General features: G+C 51.3%; 15 protein-coding genes. 6 read left to right on the top strand and 9 right to left on the bottom strand.

Features of this window, described 5'->3' with window-relative positions; translation table 11 throughout:
- Positions 1-90: 90 nt before the first annotated feature.
- The 3 genes from B212_RS0122655 (at position 91) to B212_RS35525 (ending at position 3743) form a co-directional block, all read left to right on the top strand.
- On the top strand, positions 91-1914 hold the full coding sequence (locus B212_RS0122655; RefSeq protein WP_019913423.1) for a cache domain-containing sensor histidine kinase: 1824 nt from the start codon (positions 91-93) through the stop codon (positions 1912-1914).
- On the top strand, positions 1911-3542 hold the full coding sequence (locus B212_RS0122660) for a helix-turn-helix domain-containing protein (protein WP_019913424.1): 1632 nt from the start codon (positions 1911-1913) through the stop codon (positions 3540-3542). Before B212_RS0122655 ends, B212_RS0122660 begins: the two co-directional genes overlap by 4 nt.
- Before the next feature lie 105 nt (positions 3543-3647).
- On the top strand, positions 3648-3743 hold the full coding sequence (locus tag B212_RS35525) for a hypothetical protein (protein WP_019913425.1): 96 nt from the start codon (positions 3648-3650) through the stop codon (positions 3741-3743).
- A 411-nt stretch (positions 3744-4154) separates the two neighbouring features.
- Here B212_RS35525 and B212_RS0122670 read toward each other — a convergent pair whose 3' ends face one another.
- The 4 genes from B212_RS0122670 to yicI form a co-directional block, all read right to left on the bottom strand.
- Positions 4155-5339 carry an SGNH/GDSL hydrolase family protein gene (locus tag B212_RS0122670; protein WP_019913426.1) on the bottom strand — a complete coding sequence of 395 codons (1185 nt, stop codon included), beginning with the start codon at positions 5337-5339 and terminating at the stop codon, positions 4155-4157.
- Positions 5340-5557: 218 nt separating this feature from the next.
- Entirely contained in the window at positions 5558-5803 is a 246-nt protein-coding gene (locus B212_RS0122675; RefSeq protein WP_019913427.1) for a hypothetical protein, read from the bottom strand.
- 13 nt (positions 5804-5816) lie between these two features.
- Complete coding sequence (locus tag B212_RS35530; RefSeq protein ID WP_019913428.1) at positions 5817-7706, bottom strand: hypothetical protein; 1890 nt, start codon at positions 7704-7706, stop codon at positions 5817-5819.
- A 241-nt stretch (positions 7707-7947) separates the two neighbouring features.
- Positions 7948-10269, bottom strand: coding sequence for an alpha-xylosidase (gene yicI, locus B212_RS0122685; protein WP_019913429.1), 2322 nt, complete (start codon positions 10267-10269; stop codon positions 7948-7950).
- A gap of 126 nt (positions 10270-10395) precedes the next feature.
- Between yicI and B212_RS0122690 the strand changes: the two genes are divergently transcribed.
- A complete protein-coding gene (locus B212_RS0122690; RefSeq protein WP_019913430.1) occupies positions 10396-11313 on the top strand; it encodes an AraC family transcriptional regulator in 918 nt (305 codons plus the stop codon).
- Positions 11314-11399: 86 nt separating this feature from the next.
- Here B212_RS0122690 and B212_RS0122695 read toward each other — a convergent pair whose 3' ends face one another.
- Positions 11400-13532: a class I SAM-dependent methyltransferase gene (locus B212_RS0122695; RefSeq protein WP_019913432.1), complete on the bottom strand. Its 2133-nt coding sequence runs from the start codon at positions 13530-13532 to the stop codon at positions 11400-11402.
- Between the two features lie 119 nt (positions 13533-13651).
- Between B212_RS0122695 and B212_RS34700 the strand changes: the two genes are divergently transcribed.
- On the top strand, positions 13652-13804 hold the full coding sequence (locus tag B212_RS34700; protein WP_019913434.1) for a hypothetical protein: 153 nt from the start codon (positions 13652-13654) through the stop codon (positions 13802-13804).
- 359 nt (positions 13805-14163) lie between these two features.
- On the opposite strand, the gene B212_RS0122710 is transcribed toward B212_RS34700, so the two are convergent.
- Positions 14164-14667: a MerR family transcriptional regulator gene (locus tag B212_RS0122710; RefSeq protein WP_019913436.1), complete on the bottom strand. Its 504-nt coding sequence runs from the start codon at positions 14665-14667 to the stop codon at positions 14164-14166.
- A gap of 170 nt (positions 14668-14837) precedes the next feature.
- Here B212_RS0122710 and B212_RS0122715 point away from each other — a divergent pair, with 170 nt between their 5' ends.
- Entirely contained in the window at positions 14838-15737 is a 900-nt protein-coding gene (locus B212_RS0122715) for an SDR family NAD(P)-dependent oxidoreductase (RefSeq protein WP_019913439.1), read from the top strand.
- Between the two features lie 6 nt (positions 15738-15743).
- Here B212_RS0122715 and B212_RS0122720 read toward each other — a convergent pair whose 3' ends face one another.
- From B212_RS0122720 to B212_RS0122730, 3 genes are all read right to left on the bottom strand, one after another.
- The gene (locus tag B212_RS0122720; protein WP_019913440.1) at positions 15744-16619 is read right to left on the bottom strand and encodes a radical SAM/SPASM domain-containing protein; all 876 of its coding nucleotides are present in this window, start codon (positions 16617-16619) and stop codon (positions 15744-15746) included.
- 39 nt (positions 16620-16658) lie between these two features.
- Entirely contained in the window at positions 16659-17645 is a 987-nt protein-coding gene (locus tag B212_RS0122725) for a Gfo/Idh/MocA family protein (protein ID WP_019913441.1), read from the bottom strand.
- A 193-nt stretch (positions 17646-17838) separates the two neighbouring features.
- On the bottom strand, positions 17839-18822 hold the full coding sequence (locus B212_RS0122730) for an alpha/beta hydrolase (RefSeq protein WP_198015882.1): 984 nt from the start codon (positions 18820-18822) through the stop codon (positions 17839-17841).
- Positions 18823-18851 lie beyond the last annotated feature (29 nt).

Genomic DNA, 18851 nt, shown 5'->3' on the forward strand with positions numbered 1-18851 from the left:
TAAACATATTATCTGTTTTTTGAAGAACCGCTTACACCTACTCAGGTGATCTTTCAGGTGTAAAATATTGATCGGATGTGACATAAATCGATGAAATGGAACAGTATTCGCACCAAGCTGATCGTTTTTTTACTCCTGCCGACCTTAATTTGTATTATCGCTACGATGTATATCAGCTATTCTTACACGACGAAATCTCTTAGGACCCGGGCTGTGGATGAGAATACAAATCTGCTGTACCAGGGCTACAAAAATATCAACAACCTCATTCAGGAGGTCAATCGGCTGTCCCTTGTTTTCTACTCCGATTCAGACTCTTACAGGCTGCTGGAAGCCGGATACGACGATATGTCGGCCAATATCCAGATTTACTCCTCGCTGAATTATATATTGACCTCTATGACTGACATCTCACAGGTCTATTTGTACGGCGTCAAGGACAGCAAAGCTACGCTCTTATCGCATAGCACCATGCCAACGCGCTGGCAGGGAATTCCGCCCTACAGCGAATCCCGGATCACTGGGGATAACCCTGTATCTGTTCAGAGCACCCACATCAGCAACAGCTACGGGCTGAATACACCCAATACACCAATGACTCCGGAGCCGGTATTTACGCTGCACCGGCGGATCGAGCAAATCCCGTCTACCGCTGCACTTGGCTATCTGTCGATTGATGTGAAGCTGACCGCCTTTACCGATATCATGAATCAGCTCTATGAGCAGGGAAAAGAAAACATCTACCTGGTGGACGGCAAAGGTAAGCTGGTGTACAGCCATGACGAGGCGGACCTGGGCAAACCGCTGAATGCCTCCTGGTATGACAAGCAAATTGCCGCAAGCGGACAGCCCCACGGTTATTTTGAAGAGGATGGGGCGGTGTTTATTTATCAAAAGATTGAAAGCCCGGGCCTGAACTGGACGCTGGTGAAGCAAATTCCCGTCTCCTATCTGTACCGTGAAGCGAAGGAAGCCGCCGGAATCAATATGCTGCTGCTGGTGCTGCTGATGATCATGATCGTCGCGCTGACAATTCTGATCTCCTTTCGGATCACCGCCCCGATCAAGCAGTTGGCAAGATACATGAACCAGGTCCAGACCGGTAATCTGGAGATTGATATCAAGCCTGCGGGCAAGGATGAAATCGGGCTGGTAACCGAGCGCTTCCGCAGCATGATGAATACGATCAACAACCTGATTTTGCGGGAATACCGGCTGGAGCTGTCCAATAAAACCAATGAGCTACGGGCGCTGCAGGCGCAGATCAATCCGCATTTTCTGAATAACACGCTGCAGATTATCGGCACGCTGGCCCTGGAGCTTAAGGTCCCGCAAATCTATGCCCTGCTCTCGGCTCTGGCCAAAATGATGCGCTACAGTATGTACAATCATGAGAAGATTGTTACGATACAGGATGAGCTGGACCATGTGAAAGCTTATATCGAGCTGCAGAAGGAACGTTTTGAAAATAAGTTCACTTTCCGCTACGATATGGAGGAATCGCTGCTGAACGCGCTCATGCCCAAGATGATCCTCCAGCCGATTGTGGAAAATTATTTCAAGCACGGCTTCAATCTCGCCCGCACGGACGGGCTGGTTGAAATTATGGCAGCCCGGCTGCCTTCCGGCCGGATGGAGATCCTTATCCGCAACAACGGCAGCTCCATTCCCGCTTCCAGGCTGGAAGCCTTGCAGCAGGAGCTTCAGCATCCCGTCCGGGTGGATATCGACCCCTTAAAGGATATAGACAGCAAACGCGACGCCCCGGGCGTACGGATCGGCCTGCCGAATGTGCTGGCCCGGCTGCGGCTCGTCTGCGGGGACAGCGCGACGCTGACTGTGGATAATCTGAAGGCAGGCGGCGTAATTGTCAGCCTGCAATTTGAAATTGTAGTGGAGAGTGAAGCTATATGAAGGCACTGATTGTAGACGACGAAGCCAGGGTCCGCAAGGCGGTCCGGCTCCTCGTTGACTGGGAAGCCCATCAAATCGGAGATATTCTGGAGGCCGGAAACGGCAATGAAGCCATCGAGCTGATCCGCAAGGAGAAGCCCGCGCTGGTCATCATGGATATGATGATGGAATCAGGCAATGGAGTCGAGCTGATGACCTGGGTCAATGAATTCGCCGGCAACACCAAGTTTATTGTGGTCAGCGGCCATAATGATTTTGATTTTGTCCGCCAGACCGTCCGTCATGGCGGGATTGACTATATTCTTAAGCCAATAGAGGCGGAAATGATCAATGGTGCCGTATCCAAGGCCGTCGCTGCCTGGCGGTCCGAGGAAGAGGAGCGCAGCCACCGGCAGCGCCAAAGCATCCGGCTGAACGAAATCAAGCCGATCTATGGGGAGAAGCTGCTGTCGGCGCTGATCGACGACCCGATCAATGCCGAAGCTTCGCTGCGCAGGCTTTTGGATGAGGGGGTAATCCCGCAAAGCGCAGGCAGCTCCAGGCTGATTCTGGTCCAGACGGACCCCGGCAACAATCAGCTCCTCAAGCGGTTCGGTGGAGACAGCGAGCTGCTGTATTACGCCATCGTCAACATCTGCAATGAGTTTTTGCAGCTTCCGCGCAAGGGCATTGCCTTCCGGTATTGGGGGGGACCGCCGGAAATTGCAATTATCCTGTGGGATGTTCAGGAATCAGTGACCGAGCTGATCAACCGGATCAATGAGGGGATTTTTTTGACGCTGCAGTTCAGGATGCATTTCGGCATCAGCTCCATAGGAGCCTTGCCCGGAGGACTGCCGGCAGAACGCGCAGAAGCCGCCGAAGCACTGCTCCGGCGGAACCTATTAAGACATGAAGATTATTTCCATTTCCACCCTCCTGCTGAACCGGTAAATACAGGGGGCGAGCCGCCGATTATGTTTGCCGATGTGCAGGAGGAATGGCGCCTCGCCGTGATCAGCGGCAGTCCCGAGGTTTTGTCGGCGGCAGCGCAGCATTGGACCCACGAGCTTAGCCGCCGGGGAGTGATCACGCCGGAGCTGCTGAATTCCTGGAAGGCCGACGCCCTGCTGTTCCGCTCCCGGCTGGTGCGCGAGGCGCTGGGCACTCAAGCGGACAGCGCCTTGGCAGAGCTGGAGCGTACAGATCTGCTGAATCCGCCTCCGCTGCCTGGCGGTTACTCCTTCTCGTTATTCGCCTGGCGCGACTGGTCCTTTGGACTGATGCAGCGCGTATCACGCGAGATTGCGGACAGAGCGGCGAAGGAACGGAACCCGATTACGGACATCGTTAAATATATCGAGCAGAATTACCAATCCGACCTGTCGCTGCAGGAGGTGGCCGGCAAATTCTACGTCAGCCGCGAGTACATTTCACGCAAATTCAAGCAGGAATACGGCATCAATTTCTCCGATTACATCGGCAGCGTCCGCATCGACAAAGCCAAGCTGCTGCTGCAGAATCCTAACCTGAAGCTGTCGCAAATTTCGGAAATGGTCGGTTTCCACGATGTCAAATATTTCAGCAAGGTGTTCAAGAAGCAGGTTGGCAGTTCTCCGAAGGACTACCGAAGCCGGATTACCCCCTGATAAATGGATCAGTCAAATATGAGAATCTGGTCAATCGTCCATACAACCTTTAGGGAAAATGCATATCATGGGTCTGTAAGATGATAATGCGAAGGAGGTAAAGCCATGGGCGGTTATGGAAATGTTGGAGGTCTTTTTACTTCCACTACTACAATCCTGGTGCTGTACATTCTGTTGGTGATTATTCTTAAAACTTTCTAACCATGATAAGCCAAGTGGAAACGGCTACGCCGTCCTTACAAGGACGGTTCCGTTTCGAAAAAAAAGAGAGTCTACAGTCATGTAGGCTCTCCTCTTTTTGATAATGTACAGCAGAGTTAGGACAACAGAGTTAGGACAAGCAATTCGTATTCTTCCAACAACCACTTGGCCGTCCAATGTCTTCACTTGAACAAGCTGATTCATATGTTGTCTACATATGCTATGCAAGTGATTTCTGACAGATTGCATATTGTGGATATAATTCCCATCCGCTTGATACAGCACACTTTGCTGCGATCCCATTTGGAGTCCCACGCTAGGCACACTACCTTCCTGTTAAAAGTACTACATAGTATGCCTAGTGTGCTGTAGGTGTTCGAACCGTCCGATCAATCCTATCCGTGCTTAGCCTTACCTAACCGGCTGTTCCCTGTACCATGCCAGAAAAGCATCCGCCACCGCTCTGCCGGCGGTACCGTTCGGATGCGGGTCCTCGCTGTTACTCATATACTCCGCACGAACTCTATGGTCCGCCGGAGCTGGCATGGACAATACAGCCGCAATGTCAAATACACGGTTGACCCCGGCAGGCGGAGCGGTGAGAATCTGCTTATTTACGCTGCGCCAGGCGGCTTCCCGTTCGTCCTGGAAATTAAATGTCGGCACCGTGCTCAGGATGACATTTATATCCGGGTTGGCCCCTTTGATCAGAGAAACGATATGCGAGAGGTCTTCAAGAAGCTCTTCAGCCGAGCGTTTGCCGATATCAAGATCGTTCACGCCCAGCACAATCAGCACTTCATCGCCCTGCTTGGCCTTGTTCAGCCAAGGGCCATCAGCGGCGGCATCATAGGCTCTGCCCCAGCCGGAGCCGATATTCCACAGCCCATAGGATGTTCCAAGTTCTTCGGCGATCCGCGCCGCCCAGTAGGAATATTCATCCTTCCCGGTCCGCACTCCCTGGGTGATGGAATCCCCGAGGAATACCAGCTTTTTGTCCACTTTTTTCTTGTAGCCGATATAGCTTGGCAGCACCAGCAGCTTACCCGATTCACTGAAGGAATCTGCGGATTCCTGCCCTGCAAGATGGCCCGGACCATCATAAGCGGATACCAGAACGTCCTCCACGTTATACGGGAGCGTTTTGCCGGGTGCAATCGTTCTAATCGTCCAGGTAAAAGCCAAATAATGCCCCTCCGGCAGCGAAAGCTCCGCTTCATCACTCCAGAAGGCTTCTCCGGGAGCCACCTGCTTCGACGCCTCTCCCGTGAAGGTCACAGGAATCTGTGTACCTGGCGCTACTGTGCCATCCGGTGCCAGCCCTCCATCGGCAATAAAAGCCGATTCAATGCTCCACTCTCCGCCCGGCTCACTCCCCGACGCTTCCGCTCCCAGATCCCAGGTCGAATCCACCGCATTGCTGTGCCAGAACTTCAGGTTCAGATTCCCGTTCTCCCGCAACCGGATATACGCCCGGTAGGTATGGGTGAACGGCTCCGGCGAATTCATAATATAATTGGCGGCCGTTGACACCGCCGTGGCCGAAGAATACTCAGACTGGCTGAACACTCCGGCTTGGTCTTTTGGACTACGCATAAGTTCAGTGCTCCTTCATACAAATCGAATCTGTAAACAACCAAAGTATAAGGGCAATATTAGTATAAAACTAATACGAAACCGCTAACATATAACACAATTCTGATCTTGGGCTAGGCGCTTAGCCTTTCCTTTACCTAAATCTCACTACTATTTCAGCGAACAACAGGCCAACTATGGTAGTATCTGACCGTAATCGACCTGTTTGATGTAACGGCTTAAGAAGCGTATGACGTTGTGTCAGGAAAAACTCCATCTCCTTCTTTGAGTATTCTAATTAGTTTTGATGCTGCAGTAAAATAATAGAAATTACTAGTCGTGCCCGGCACTTTTTCAATCTCCTCAGGTTCTGCACTAATTTTGTTTAGCCGTAATCTCCCCAATTTATCTTTATCAGGGCCAAATTTATACACTACAAACTCTTCAGTTTCTTCTTCTTTCACCAGCAAAACGTACGTAGCCAAACCTATCTCCTCCTCAATCTTCAAATACGCTATCTGACCAATTATAATACTTTTGAGCTTCTGCATGTCCTTGTTCATAGGTAGCCCCATGCTTTTTCATGTAATTAGATTCAAACAATTCGTGATTGAGCAATAAGATGTCATTCTTATTGTAGTTTCCTTGCATCATTCGATCCCATGCCGTTGCTTGTTGATAGTTTGGGTCAAACGATTTTACCTGTCTATTGTCAAATTTATGTTTCTCTATGAACAAATGATTCTTAATCTGCTGAATATCAGCTTCTTTCCAACCTGTATTCTTTGCAATATCACTAATATCATTATTTATAGTTCTAAAGTTTGTGTACATATTAATTGCCATATCTTCCTGTTTCATATATTCAGGTATAGAAGTGAATGTCACTTTAGGTACATCTACATTATCAATCCGTTCACCTTTAGCATTATGTGTTGGGTTGGGCGTCCCATTTGGATGAAGATTACCCGTCCCCTTAATCGTAAGGTCTAAATCATCCAGTTCCTGCAAGCTCTCCAGATTACTTGTTTTAGTTATGGACTTCGTTTCAATGGCCTCTACGTCATTCAACTCTTTTATTTTACCAAATCCACTTCCTGCCATTCCACTTGAGGCCTGAATTTGCCCATTCTTATTGGTTCCACTCTTCAGATTGACGGTCCCCATTCCCAATGTTTCAGTGATCCGGTCTGCGCTCGCTGCACCACGCAATGTGGCCTGGAAATCGCTTGTGAACTCGCTGAGCACGGATTGCTGCTCCATTTGCATTGCAAAAAACTGGGCTTCCATCGCTTGCTGTCCCTGTGTCTTGATTCCTGGTTTTTTACCTGTAATCAGTTCATCGAGCGGGTCCACCAAATATTTGTCGATAAAATCCTTCTTGGCCGGTCGCCTTTGCCAATCGCCCTGATCTCCTGTGACCTTCTCCACCCTGGGGCCGTCTTTGATATCCCGCATCATCGCCTGATTCACGATTTCCCGCCAGGCTTCTGAATTGGGATTCGTAAGGAGTATTCCCTGGCCTCCCTGATGAATTATGTCTAGCTGGCTCTTGGCCCACTTGCCTTTATCTCCCGGCTCTATCGCCATTCGCAGTAGCAAATGATACGATTCATCCTGTACCATTGGTACGCTGCTGGTTGTAATCGACGGATCGTAGTCACACGCTTTAACTGCGGGCTGTCTGAAATACGCGCTCAAATCCTTCCCTGCCTGGTACTGTACTTTATCTACCCCCAGGGATTCCATTTTCTTGCGTGCCTCTTCCGCCAACTTGTGTACAGCGTTCATTTGAGCATTATTGCCAAACGCCTGATATACACCATAAGCCGTCTGCGCCTTCGCGATCTGATCCCGCGCTTCATGGATATCCTGGAGCTTGCTTTGTGCTGCAATACTCTCCACTGACCCAAAACCTGACTTTTGGACGATATTCCGAAGCTTCTGAACCACGGGATCACTATCCAGCTCATCGCGGCCTGTCAAGGTCATTACTGAACGGATCAGATTCGTAGCCGCCTTCTGGGCAAAGGCCGGAATCGAGAACCTCCCCGTTCCACCGCTCCCCCCAAAGCTTCCGAACATGCCCGCAAGGAGGCTGAACTGCTGAGCTAACTTGTCTGCCTGCCGCTTGTTCTCGTCTTGAACCCCCTGAACGCCCTTAATCGCGGCCCGAATGATATCCTCCAGTTTTTCTGCTTCTGCCGTCAACTCGTTAATAAGCACCTGAGCCTGTACCACATCTTGTCCCAGCGGGATTCCGTCCCAATTGTTGGCCTGGCCTTTAAGCTGTAGATATAGCTGGTTGGTATCCTGGCTCACCTGTCCTATTTTCGTTTGGAGGCGCCGGGCTTCATCTTCTTTGAACACCAGTTTTTTTAATGGCATTGATTCCCTCCGACTTTTCAGCATATTCGTTTGCGTTACAGTACCTGCAGTCAAACGATAGAGCATTATGTATAAGTACCTATTTTATATCGGATTTATTTTCCATTTTTTCAACTTGGCTACAATGAAGGAAGATCATAATTTCCAAAACAACAAAAAACCTCTCCTGGAGCAAGGATGCCTTCGCAGCCCTGCCGTTCAGAGAGGTTATTCATTCGGGATGTCAGCAGAATTCCCGTTCTTACTTTAGCGTAATCGTGATCGCTGCCGATTTGGCTCCGGCGTTCACTTTCACTGTAGTTTCATCTACCAGTTCAGCGCCTTCTACAGAAGCGATAGCGCCCAGATCCTTCACAGCCAGGGTGAAGGCTTTGCCGCTGCCTTCTGCAGCAACAGTTACGGTATTGCCTTTGCGTTCAGCCTTCACGGTCAGCTCAGGAGCGCCTTTGATATCGCGTACGGTTGCAGCAGTTGCTGCGCCGTCTTCAAGCGAATACAGGCCAAACTTCACGCCGTCCGCAAAGTCATAATCCGGACGGTTATCTACGCTGCCTGTGGCAAGCAGGGAGTTCTGGCGTACGAACAGCGGCAGGCTGAAGAAATCATGCGTTTCTTTGCGCCATGATCCGCCCTGTACGGTTTCACCGCTAAGCAGATGTGTCCAGCGGCCAGCCGGCAGATAGTATTTCACTTCGCCGTTTTCCTGGAAGATTGGAGCTACCAGCAGGGAGTCACCCAGCATGTACTGACGGTCCAGCACTTCGCAAGTAGGATCTTCCGGGAATTCCATCACCATCGCCCGCATCGAAGCCCAGCCCTGCTCATGCGCCTGTCCCGCCACATCATACAGGTAAGGCATCAGGCTGCATTTAAGCTTGGTGAAGAAGCGGGTAACATCCACAGCTTCATCGTCGTACGCCCAAGGCACCCGGTACGAGGTGCTGCCGTGCAGACGGCTGTGGCTGGAGAGCAGGCCGAAGGCCAGCCAGCGTTTGAAGACGTGCGCCGGAGCCGTATTTTCAAAGCCGCCGATATCATGGCTCCAGAAGCCGAAGCCGGACAGACCGAGGGACAGGCCGCCGCGCAGGCTTTCTGCCATCGACTCATAATCCGCATAGCAGTCGCCGCCCCAGTGAACCGGGAACTGCTGTCCGCCAGCCGTTGCTGAACGTGCGAATACCGCCGCTTCATTTTTGCCAAGCTTCTCTTCCAGCACTTCAAAAACAACCTTGTTGTACATTTGAGTATAGTAATTGTGCATTTTCTGCGGGTCAGAGCCGTCGAAGTACACCACATCGGTTGGAATGCGTTCGCCGAAGTCGGTCTTGAAGCTGTCTACGCCCATATCCACCAGCTTGCGGAGATAACCGGCATACCATTCACAAGCCGCAGGGTTCGTGAAGTCCACGAGTCCCATGCCCGCTTGCCACAGATCCGTTTGGTAAACGTCGCCGTTTGCTTTTTTAATCAGATAGCCATTCTTCTTGCCTTCTTCAAACAACGGTGAACGCTGCCCGATATAGGAGTTAATCCATACGCAGATTTTGAGGCCTTTTGCCTTCAGACGTTTCAGCATGCCAACCGGGTCCGGGAATACGCGCTCATCCCACTGGAAATCGGTCCATTGGTATTCACGCATCCAGAAGCAGTCGAAATGGAACACATGCAGCGGCAGGTCCCGCTCTGCCATGCCTTCTACGAAGGAATTCACCGTTGCTTCATCGTAGTCGGTAGTGAACGAAGTAGTCAGCCACAGACCGAAGGTCCATGCCGGTGGAAGTGCAGGCTTGCCGGTAAGCGATGTGTATTTGCTGATAACCTCTTTGATCGTAGGTCCTTCAATTACGAAATATTCCAGGCTCTCTCCAGCTACGCTGAATTGGGCTTTCTTTACTTTTTCCGAAGCGATTTCATACGAAACCAGCTCAGGATGGTTCACGAATACGCCGTAGCCTTTGCTGGTTACATAGAACGGAATGTTCTTGTATGCCTGCTCAGAGCTTGTACCGCCGTCTTTATTCCAGAGATCCACTACCTGTCCATTCTTAACAAAAGCGGTGAAGCGCTCGCCCAGACCATAGACGAATTCCCCTACGCCGATATCCAGCTCTTCACGCATGAACGTGTTGCCGTCCTGATCGGTGATGTAAGCCATGGATTTGAAACCGCTGCCGGTAATGCGCTCATTGCCGCGGTAGAAATCTACAGACCACTGGGTTCCTTTGTTGATGACTACACGGAGTCCGCCGCTGATCAGCACGGTTTGTGTTTCGTTTTCTTCAATTTGCACATGATCGCCAGTTCCCTTAGTCAACTCGAAAACCGGACCGCGTTCCTGCACACCGTCATGATGAACAATTTTGATGCCAACCACGCCCGGAAGCGGGGAATGGAATTTCACAGTCAACAGTGTCGAGTTCAGCGTTGCTGCACGACCTGTAATTGGAGTAGTTTGGGTAACTGCTGTCAATCCTTCTGGAGTTTTTTCCACTACATAGTTTTGGACAGCGCCGTTAATGGTAATGCCGTCGCGAACCAGCCATAGACCGTCGGTAAATTTCATGTGTGCACTTGCCACCCTTCAATTTGGTGTTTATAGTTGCATTATAACGATAATAAATATACAAAACTAATAAAATATAGCTTATTTATAACACTATCCTGATGTTTATTGAAAAGGAGGGCGAACATGGACCGCACATCGCAGCGATTGCTCAAAGAAGACCGTGTACATGGCGACATTATGTTCCCGCTGGCGGCCTACTGGGTCGAGCTACCAGCCGGAACCCATGTCCTGGATACACACTGGCATGAGGAAGCGGAGTTTTTTTTGCTGCTGGAAGGCGAAATTCTGTTTCAGGTGGACACCGATTATTTTCCGCTCCGGGCAGGGGAAGCTGTGTTCATCGACTCCGGGGATATCCACGCCGCCTACGTGCTGAAGGAAGGCCCTTGCCGGTTCTGCGCCCTGGTCTTTCACCCCGATCTCTTGGCCAGCGCCCAATATGACGCCATCCAGCAGACGGTGATTCTGCCGCTGCAGGAGAAACGCCAGAGCTTTCCCAGACATCTGTCGCCGGAAATTCCCTGGCAGCTAGAGCTGCTGCACCACCTGGAGCGTCTCATGGAGACATATGATCATAAGTTGCCCGGTTTTGAAGCGTTTATGAAAGGAACCTTGCTGATTATGCTCTCGGAGATCGCCATTGGAGACCGTGCGGTGAACCGCAGCCAGTCCGAGGGTGCCGATACCACCAAGATCAACCGGCTCAAAAAGGTCATTCTCTATATTCAGGACAACTATCAGGAACCGATCCGCACCCGCGACCTGTCCGAGCTGATTCCGATGAGTGAAGGCCAGTTCTGCCGCTTCTTCAAGGCAATGACCCGCAAAACGCCGGTCGATTACATCAACTCGTACCGCATCCGCCAGGCCGCTGACCTGCTGCAGCAGAGCGAACGCAAAATCTCGGACATCGCGCTGGAGGTCGGCTTCGACAACGTCAGCTATTTCATCAAGGTGTTCCGCAAGGCGATGAAATGCTCGCCCTCGGAGTTCCGCAAAGGGGCGGGATTAGGGGCGGGTCAGGCGCAGTTGTATCCATGACAGAAGGGGAGGACGGCTACATTTATTTCATGACAGATTGCCGGGGTTCTGTCTAATTCAAGTCCGACTCCCAGCCTCTCCGCCGGTCACGCTTCCTTCCGAATCACAATAAAGCATGTGCTGTCCGGCAGCGGAACGTCCTGGCCGCTCTCGTCCATGATAACCACCCGGCCCTGGAGCGCCTCCGTATAGCCCTCCTGCAAATAGTGGCGCAGGACTTCAAGCTTCGCCCGCTCGCCCAGGGTCTGCCGGATGAAAGCCTCATACTGTGTAGGAGTGAAGTAACCAAACTGCTCCTGCACCTCATGAATATAGGCTTCTTCTCCCCACGTGTAGGTGTACAGAAACTCCATGGCATCGTTCATCGGCATGAGCACCTCCTGCTCAGCCACCGGCTCGTACTGAATTACTCTCCCGGCAAAATCCTTGGCATAGCGCTCCAGCGAAGCCATCCCGTCCGCCTCCAAAAAACGTACACGGCGCCGTTCTTCCAGCGGCTCGCTCATAATCCCGTCACGGATAATAATAACCCCTCCGTCTGCCAGCACCTCAAAGCTGCTAACCAGTGCCGCAGCCACCGTCTCATGATTGAACTTCGCGCCGTTCAGCGGCACGTACGAATACAGCTCATGCAGAATTGAGGAGAAAATCACTGTGTCCACCGTGCCTGCCTCGACAAAATCCTTGAGGTTCAGCGCATCGCCCTGCAGCACCTCCCAGCGGCGGCCCTCCCGCTGCTTCTTCTGGCGCAGCGCTTCCACAACATTGCTGGAAATATCTATGCCAACCGGAACCACTCCCGGCATCCGCTCTTCGATCAGATCCAGCAGCACGCCGCCGCCGGGGCCAATGTCCAGTACCTTCCGGCCAGTGACATACTCCAGAATGACCGATTTATAGTCTGCTGTCTCATTCATTTGGCTCAAATAGGTATCCTCATTATGGAACCGGTCAAAGGCATCCCGGCGCAGCTCGAACAAATCGAACAGCAGCAGCACCGCCCGCTCATACAGTGCAGACTTTTCAGCCTCTATGCAGAATTCAATCAGCTTCTCAGCCGCCGGAGAGAATCCGAAATCAACAAACAACGTGTCAGGCAGATGCTCCTCCCGCCGCAGCCGGTGAACCAAATGGGGGTTGCCGGAAGGCTCCACTCCGTTCAGGATATTCTCCCATGTCAGCCCGGACAGATACTTTTCAATGATCCGTTTCTTGTACACATTGATTTTCTTCGCGCCTTTGTAGTCATAATAGATGCCGTTCATGACCATCTCATAACTGATGTGGTTCAGCGTGGACAGCTTGCCGCCGCAGGCCGCCAGAGTCATGATCTTAAGGAATTGCTCCAGCGAAAACGTCTGCAGTGCGGATTCCACATACCAGAAAGTAATATGCTGCATAGGCTCCAGTACAGCGGCACTCCAGCCTGCCTGCTCCAGACTGTCCCATTCTGCATCGAAGTCCTCTCCCCCGGCAATCGCTCCTGCACGCATTCTCCGCAAGCGCTCCTTCATCGGTACCCCGGCGTTCAGATTCCCTGAAGAAATTGCTGCAATCAGCTTCATTACCTCGGTCCGCACCTCTTGCCACAGCTCAGGGGACACAGCAGAAATAATGCAGTGATTCAGCGCGAACAGCAGCCGCTCCAGCTCATCGGCGGTCAGCAGCCCTTCCTCCACCATCGCTGACAGCGGACGATGAACAAATGGCGGAACCTCACCGCGAATCTGCTGCCCGATCAGACCATGCGTCTCGATCAGCCGGTGTACGATCACTTTTCTCTCCGCTTCGGCTTCCCCCGCTTCTGTCCCCCGGTCAGCCTGCAGCCGTATTACCTCATCAACAGTAGAGATTCCACCCGCCTGACGCCAGTACAACTGGGCCGAACCCATATTGTGGACAAAAATGTTGATCCCTTCCGCCTCCCACAGCCGCCGCTGGCGCCGTGTTCCGCCCTTTGCCGTTTCCGACCAGACCAGTGTCTCTTCGACCAGCTCTTTAATCCAATAGGACAGCGATAGACTATCCAGCAGGCGCAGACTGCGCTCTACGTAATCCAGTACCGGATTTATGTACTCCAGCTCTTGAAGCGACTCTACGCGCTCAAGATTTACAATCGTTTCTTCGGCCTGAACAATATAGTGTAGCCAAGAGCAGCTTTCTTCGTGTACGATCCCCGTCATACGATACGCTTCAATGGCTTGCAGGGATTTCAGCATGCGGTTCGCCTCCTAAATTTTCCTGGTTCTATAAACGAAAGAATATCTTCGTTCAGTAACTAATGTGGAATATACTTTCTCCTGGACAATACAATCTTTGCTGGAGGGGTAGCTCTGCCATGAGAAAAGCAGCAATTGAAGTTATTAACGGCCGCTTTGGTACTATTACACAATATCGGGATAACCCGACAAAGAATGAAGAAGCACAGGAAATAGACCTGAACGGGCTTTTCATCCTGCCGGGATTAATTTCATGCGCATACCAGTTTTAAATTTTTGCAGAATAAGCCTCTGCACGGGTACCATAAAGAGTATTTGAATGCATGTCTTCGGGAGGGAATTACCACGATACGCGACGAAGGAGTGTCTGCAACAGCAACCATTGACGATGTTATAGTACATATGAATGGGCTGGATCGTTTGTCTTTTCCCAGAATGATCACGTCAGGTAAAGTATTTACGACCCCCGGGGGATATGGAGGGCAAGAGTTGGTGTTGGAAGTGCGGAAGAAGCCAAGGGTTAAATTTGTCATGAAGGAAGGCCAGGTTATATCCCGCTGACAGAATATTATAGAGCAGCGGCAGTCATGGACGAGAGTATTAAGTCCAGGATTGCCGCTGTTTTGCTCTGCTATTGTTTCTCCGGAGCCAGTGACTTGCCCGCTTTGGCGGATACGGAAAAATAACTCATCTCAATAGGTGACATGGGTTTCGGTTCTCCCATCGTTTGCTCTACGCCACCGTCCTGACGTTCATCCGAGCAGTCCCGGCGGTAGCTCCCCTCTTCCAATTTCATGTCGATAAAATCGACGACCTGCTGCAGCGAGGCGATCTGGCTGAGGATATTTTCCCGGTGGCTTCTTAAGAGCTCCACCAGCTCGGGAAATTCCGCAGGATCGGTGTCAGCGGAGACAGCTAAAAATGGCCGCATCTCCTCCAGCGGCATCCCTGTTTTTTTCAGACAGGATATCAGTTGGATTCTATCGACGTCCTCCTGCCGGTAGACGCGGTGCCCGTTGTCCTTCCGGTCTGCCCGTTGCAGCAGCGCGATCTTTTCGTAATAACGGATGGTGTCCTGGGAAATTCCAGTTTGCTCTGCGGTCTGCTTTATCGTAAAGGTTTGCTCTGCCTTCATGCGGTTCCCTCCCGGGGATTGCCTTTTTGCCTATTTTATATCTTAGAGCTGACTCCAAGTCAAGTCTCTTATCCTTCAGAAAAAGCTTGGTTATCACGTCTTGACTTGGAGCCGGCTCCAAGTTATACGATGTGCGCATCAAAGAAATCTTATCTGGAGGAGACGATACGATGGACACGAAGCAACGCGACAATATCGCACTTATTACAGGGGCAAGCGCCGGCATCGGGCTGGAATTAACCCGGAAATTGCTGTCGGAGGGATGGCAGGTAATCGCTGTGAACCGTTCCGGCCTTCCGGAGGACGATGTGACAATGCAGGAAGCTGTGAAGCGCGGATGGCTTCGCATTTATAGAATAGCGGATCTCGCTGATTATGCCAGCCTAAGAGAGACTTTGGAAGAGATCAAGGACAAGGAGCGGCGGATTGATGTTTTGTTCAATAATGCCGGCGGGAGCTTTCACGAGCTGAGCTATTCGAAGCAGGGGCGCGAGAAGCATTATGAGCTGATGACGGTCGTGCCGTATATCATGCTTATGGAAGTGAAGGCGCTCCTAAAAAAGGGCCGCCTAAAAACGGTGATAAACACCTCATCTTCAGCGATCAAATTTACGAAAGAGCTAAACATCGAAATCCTGGAGCGCCCCAAAACCTTCCGCAAGCTGCTTGGACCTTATGCTGCCTCAAAGCTGGCGCTTTCGCTGTGGACTCAGGCCATCGCGCCGGAGCTTGCCAAGGACGGCATCAAGGTCCGCAGTGTGGACCCGGGGGGCAACAATACGTTAAGAAAAGGAAAAAAATCCGGTCTGCCCGTAGTGGTGAAAGCGTTGATGAAGCTGTTTTTCTCTCCCCCTACCCACGGCGCAAGCCAACTGTATGAGGGGGCTTTTGGAGAACATCGGAAGGAGACAGGCGTGTTTTTGCTGAAAGGTCAGATTGCAGCATTGAAATTTGAAGATCAAGCGCGGAATGTGCTGGAAAGCATTAAAACGATTTACGAGCACGAATTTCTGGACCGAAAGCCTGTACCCCCTTCATCGCTCCCTGACCAGCCGCTGCTTCTATATTAACCTTTATTACGTTCCAAACCGCTGTCTGTACCCGCATTTGCGGCACAGCTCCTCCACCGCTTCCCGGCGGGAGAAGCCGTAGAACAGATTGTTCGCGCGTTCGCCCTCGACAATCTCGGAGAACGGCTTCTCATGGATATTGCCGAGGTTAATCACGCCCTCGCCATCCAGACAGCACGGCACGACCGTGCCGTCCACCAGCACCGCCGCCTGGCTGCGCAGGGCGTGGCAGAAGCCTGAGCCGTCATCTTCCGGCTCGCTTAGGGCCGGCCATCTGAACTCGTGGTCCTGGTTCAGATATACCCTTGGCGCGATCTTCACCCCGCTGCCGGGCACGACCTTTTCTTCAATTTTGAAGTCCAAATGGAAGGCTTCCTCCAGCAGCGCAAGCGTCTCGCGGTTGCGCTGCTTCTCCAGATTACTCCGGTTGTCCTCGGTCAGATTCCACAGCCGCAAGGAGATAATCACTCCCTGTGCGGAAGCCTCCCGCACAAACGAAATAATCTCCGACACATAACCCTCCCGGTTCTCCGACCCGGCGTGACCGTCGAAGCTGTGCAGGGAGAAGTTCATCTGGCGCAGCGCCGGCTTGCCCAGCAGCTTCGGCCCCGCCTTGTGAATCAGCGTTCCGTTGGTCGTAATGTTGACCTTGAACCCTTTGGCGTCGGCGGCATCCAGCAGCTCTCCAAGCTTCGGATGCAGCAGCGGCTCGCCTTTGACATGCAAATAGATATGATTGCTGTGTGGCTTGATCTCGTCGAGAATCTTATTAAAGGTATCCAGCTTGATGAAATTTTTCTGCCGTTCCGTGGGCGGACAGAAGCTGCAGGACAGGTTGCAGACGCTTGTAATCTCGATGTACACCTTTTTAAAAGTTTTCAAGTTCCGCTCCCCATTTCAAATATTCATTCCAAGGCTCCGCTACAGATCCGAGGCGTAACGAAGGCCGATCTGTGCTCTGGCATCCTCCATCAGCTCAGCGACGGCCAGCGAATTGGCGTGGCTGTTAATGCTGCTCTCGCGTTGTCCGCTTTGGATCAGGCTGATAAATTCCTCAATTTCATAATACATCGCCTCGAACACCTGCGGCACGGTAAGCTCCTCAACCGTACCGTCGCGGTACTGGATTTTGACCTGGTAGGGCTGGTTGATCTTGTCGATGACCATCGTGCCGTTCTCTCCCTGAATCTCGGCAGGCAGATAGGAGTCGGAAATCTTGGAATGCATCACAACAGCACCCATGTCCGCATAACGCATCATCATGCTGCCCTCGCCATCCACGCCGGAAGCCAGCATCAAGCCCACCGCCTGCACGGATTCCGGTTTGCCGAACAAAGCCACCATCGGGTACAGGCAATAAATGCCGAGATCCATCAGGGAGCCGTTGGAGTAGACCGGATTGAAGGCGTTCAGCACCGTCCCCTGTCTGTAAGCATCATATCTGGAAGAGTATTGACAATAGCTGGCGAAATAACGCCGCACCTGACCCAGCTTGTACAGATTATCCTTGATCACACCGAAGTTGGGCATGAAGGTCGATTTCATCGCCTCCATAAAAACCACATCATTCCTCCGGGCCGCTTCTATCATCCTCCGCAGCTCTGCGCTGTTGGAGGCCGCTGGCTTTTCACAGATGACATGCTTCCCGTGATTCAGACAGACCAGCGCCTGCTCGGCATGCATGGAATTGGGGCTGGCAATATATACAGCATCGACCTCACCGCTGGAAACCATCTCCTCCAGGTCGGTATATATGGAAGCACCTGCGTATTTCGCGGCAAAATCGCGCCCCTTCTCCTCTGTACGGGAGTATACGGCAGTCAGGATAAATTCCTCGTTCTCAAGACCCGCCTGAATGAAGCGGTCTGTAATCCAGTTGGTGCCTACGACTCCGAAACGAATGGTCATCAAGATCCCGTCCTTTTTCTAATATCACACTGTCATGTTAATCCCTATCTGCTATTTTCTCATTCCGGGATAGGGTTGTCCACTTTTCCGCCGTAAATTCCGACAAATTCCGCTACATTATATATGTGAAAAAAAGCACCTGCGAAGCCGCGCAAAAAAGCCGCTACAATTAGCGGCCTTCAAGGGGAGCATACTATTGGATTTGCTTCATATACGCTTTGAATTCCCCGGCGATTTCCTTGAATTTCGTATGATGCAGGTAATGTGAACCTTCCATCGGGATCATTTTGCCCTGTGCGGATTGTTTGACTTGCTCCTCATGCAGCGGAATCCACATCTTATTGTCCTCGTTATTCGATTGAACGAAGAGAAGCACCGGCAAATCATGGGGGTAGGTGAGCTTTTCTGCATTTTTGAAATTGGAACCGAGGTGTTTGAGCTCATCTATCATCGTTCTGTTGCTCGTGACTTGATTCGAAATCAAATTCATCTGTTCTTTGGTATGCTCATCGAACGCAAGCGACTCATATGGATCTCCGCTCACTTTTTTGATCAATCTCATCAGACCTGATTCTTGAAGAAACTGCATGGATTTCAAAGGCAATTTGACATCCATGCCGGGTTGATTAGGAACGCTGCTATCAATGCCGACAAAAGCAATTACTTCATCTGGATAGGTGTTCACATAGGACACTCCGTATAGTCCCGTGATGGAATGTCCCATCAGAACGTAACGGTCAATACCAAGCTGCTGCACAGCTTCGTGCACTTCGCTGACGATATTCTCTGTGGTTCTTTCTTTCCTGGTTTCGTCGCTGAGCCCGTAACCGAAAGGCTCGATCGCTACGACCTTGTAATCTGGAGACAATTCATCAATCAACAATTTGAAATCAAGCGCAGGCGACGGGGTTCCTTGTCCCGGAAGGAGAACGATAGTCTGTTCGCCACTGCCCTGAATGAGCACATTCATTTTTTTCCCATCCACATTGACATACTGGCCATACGATTCGATTTTCTTTTTCTCGACCCCGTTACTGATGACATTAACAACAAACGTGATGCCCATGAACAGCACAAGCGCCCCGAGAATACCTCCAATGATTTTTAACCATAAGTGCCGTTTCTTGCGGTTTTTGGTCCCCGTTTTTTCTATCTCTACCGTTTTTGCCACGTTCATCTTCTCCTGTCCTTATATCTGTAGAGCCG

It is taken from the genome of Paenibacillus sp. HW567 (genome assembly GCF_000374185.1).
In the GTDB taxonomy this organism is placed as follows: Bacteria; Bacillota; Bacilli; order Paenibacillales; family Paenibacillaceae; genus Paenibacillus_AQ.

Bases quoted from the DNA above. Each gene is read 5' to 3' on its own strand.
- B212_RS0122655 (WP_019913423.1), top strand. From the start codon at position 91: ATGAAATGGAACAGTATTCGCACCAAGCTGATCGTTTTTTTACTCCTG.
- B212_RS0122660 (WP_019913424.1), top strand. From the start codon at position 1,911: ATGAAGGCACTGATTGTAGACGACGAAGCCAGGGTCCGCAAGGCGGTC.
- B212_RS35525 (WP_019913425.1), top strand. From the start codon at position 3,648: ATGGGCGGTTATGGAAATGTTGGAGGTCTTTTTACTTCCACTACTACA.
- B212_RS0122670 (WP_019913426.1), bottom strand. From the start codon at position 5,339: ATGCGTAGTCCAAAAGACCAAGCCGGAGTGTTCAGCCAGTCTGAGTAT.
- B212_RS35530 (WP_019913428.1), bottom strand. From the start codon at position 7,706: ATGCCATTAAAAAAACTGGTGTTCAAAGAAGATGAAGCCCGGCGCCTC.
- yicI (WP_019913429.1), bottom strand. From the start codon at position 10,269: ATGAAATTTACCGACGGTCTATGGCTGGTTCGCGACGGCATTACCATT.
- B212_RS0122690 (WP_019913430.1), top strand. From the start codon at position 10,396: ATGGACCGCACATCGCAGCGATTGCTCAAAGAAGACCGTGTACATGGC.
- B212_RS0122695 (WP_019913432.1), bottom strand. From the start codon at position 13,532: ATGCTGAAATCCCTGCAAGCCATTGAAGCGTATCGTATGACGGGGATC.
- B212_RS34700 (WP_019913434.1), top strand. From the start codon at position 13,652: ATGAGAAAAGCAGCAATTGAAGTTATTAACGGCCGCTTTGGTACTATT.
- B212_RS0122710 (WP_019913436.1), bottom strand. From the start codon at position 14,667: ATGAAGGCAGAGCAAACCTTTACGATAAAGCAGACCGCAGAGCAAACT.
- B212_RS0122715 (WP_019913439.1), top strand. From the start codon at position 14,838: ATGGACACGAAGCAACGCGACAATATCGCACTTATTACAGGGGCAAGC.
- B212_RS0122725 (WP_019913441.1), bottom strand. From the start codon at position 17,645: ATGACCATTCGTTTCGGAGTCGTAGGCACCAACTGGATTACAGACCGC.
- B212_RS0122730 (WP_198015882.1), bottom strand. From the start codon at position 18,822: ATGAACGTGGCAAAAACGGTAGAGATAGAAAAAACGGGGACCAAAAAC.